Annotated in this window: 1 protein-coding gene and 1 pseudogene; both read right to left on the bottom strand. The window is 32.3% G+C overall.

The window, feature by feature from the left end; translation table 11 throughout:
• Window positions 1–153: 153 nt before the first annotated feature.
• A complete protein-coding gene (locus tag IC220_RS07315) occupies window positions 154–1,266 on the bottom strand; it encodes a hypothetical protein (RefSeq protein ID WP_188153767.1) in 1,113 nt (370 codons plus the stop codon).
• A pseudogene (locus tag IC220_RS07320) lies at window positions 1,229–1,848 on the bottom strand (hypothetical protein); the annotation flags it as partial. The pseudogene IC220_RS07320 and the gene IC220_RS07315, both read right to left, overlap by 38 nt.

The following is a 1,848-nucleotide window of genomic DNA, read 5'->3' on the forward strand; positions in this document are numbered from 1 at the left end:
GCGGTGCATCTGCCTTAAGAAGTTTATATACTTCAGGTATAATGATGATGAAAAATAATGAACAGCACAAATTGATATTTGAACTAAGGAATGGCGAATCTATTCCAGCTATGCAGATTAGCAAGGTAAATAGCCAGTGGCGCAGCGTTGGTGTTACTTCTTAAGACTGAGAGTAAAAGGGTTGAGTCTGTAGCCGTATCCCTTAATACCTATTCCCGACCATGGTAGAGTTTGAATAATATCATCTCTTTTAACATTTATGCCTAAGGTTTTAGCTAATTTCTCTGCCATGGTTTTTTGCATTCTATTAATTGGTTTACGAATTTGTTGCTCTGTATCAGAAATGTTTCCTAAATAATCTGCAATTTGTCCAACACTCAATGTTTTGTGCTGTTCTGGAAGAATTCCTGCCTTAAAATCATTCCAGAATTTTTCAAGGAGAATAAAAAAGATATTAACTCTTAACTTAGATTGCTTATTGACAACCTCTATGTTATTAATACAAATGGTGTCGTTTTTAATTTGTAATTGTAGTATCTTTTCTCGAGCTACTAATTTAGTTTGTCGCAGTGGAACATAAGGAAATGCTTGAAGAGAAACGTTAGGTAACAATTTTGGTACTCCTTTTTCACTTACCTCATCTAGCACTTCTTTTAAAGTCCTACGTTCACAAATCAAGTCAGCCATGGGAATAGTATACAGGTTTAATAGTAGCTTAAGATCTGCTTTTCCAAGAGTTATGAGAGCAGTAGCATTAGTCCTTAATCTATCTATAGTTAAATATGATTTATCAGTACATAAAGCTGGTATGATAACGTTTACTATTTTACCTTTAAAGCTTACATAATATATTCCTTCTGTTGCCTTTTCCCACATGAGTTCAATCAACAGCTTCTCAAACCACTTTACTATTCTTTCTGTATTTAGTTTGATTGAAAGCACAAGATAACGTTGCTTTTGGTAAGTGTTAGGCAAAATATCACGGCCACAATCTTCACAAGCTAGATCATCACAATCTTCATTAAAATCATGAGAAATGATAATTTCATTTTTGCAATAAGGATTTTGTACATTTGGAAAATCAAGATCTAAATCATTGGCACAAGTAACAAAATAATACTTCTCAAGCTTAACAAAACCAAGCTGACCGAGATACTCTGCGGCCTTTATATAGTTCTCATCAGGATTTACCCATGACCTATTGACTAAAATAGTATCAATTATTTCTTTATCTTGAAAATGTTTTTGATAAGACGGTAATTCCATAGCTATCTCTAATTAAAGACTTAAAATCATCTCTTTCTTTTTTATTGAGAACATGTTCTGAGTAATCAACTTCTATATAATTTGCGTATTGTGTATCTGCCTGAAAGGATAAAGTAACTTTTTTACTTTTGAACAATACTTTCATATGCTGAATAAGAGAAACATCATGCAGTATACTACCAACAGAAGGCTCTATTTTCTGTAACCACTCTTCAATGTTATCAGTGTTTAATGTAAGATTAGTTTTAGATTTAGGTGGACCAAACTTCAGTTCAAATAGATGAATATCAGGCACATGTTGCTTTATGCAATCATTCAAGAAAGTACTCACTTGTGCTGCTGTATTTTGGTGACACATGTTAGTAAATGAGCACTCTTGTTGGAAATAACAACTTGCTATTCTATTTGCTATTTTTAATCCTTGATCAAAGTTTTGAATAGATAAGTTTACTTGATTAGCATTTAAAGCAAAGTCAATAATAATTCTACTAGGCTTGTAACCGTGTATTACTTTATTTGAACTTATTAACAAATCTTCATCTTTGCTAGCACGTCGTATAAATAAGTAAATACTATTTTGAT

Source organism: Wolbachia endosymbiont of Pentalonia nigronervosa (assembly GCF_014534705.1).
Lineage (GTDB): Bacteria > Pseudomonadota > Alphaproteobacteria > Rickettsiales > Anaplasmataceae > Wolbachia.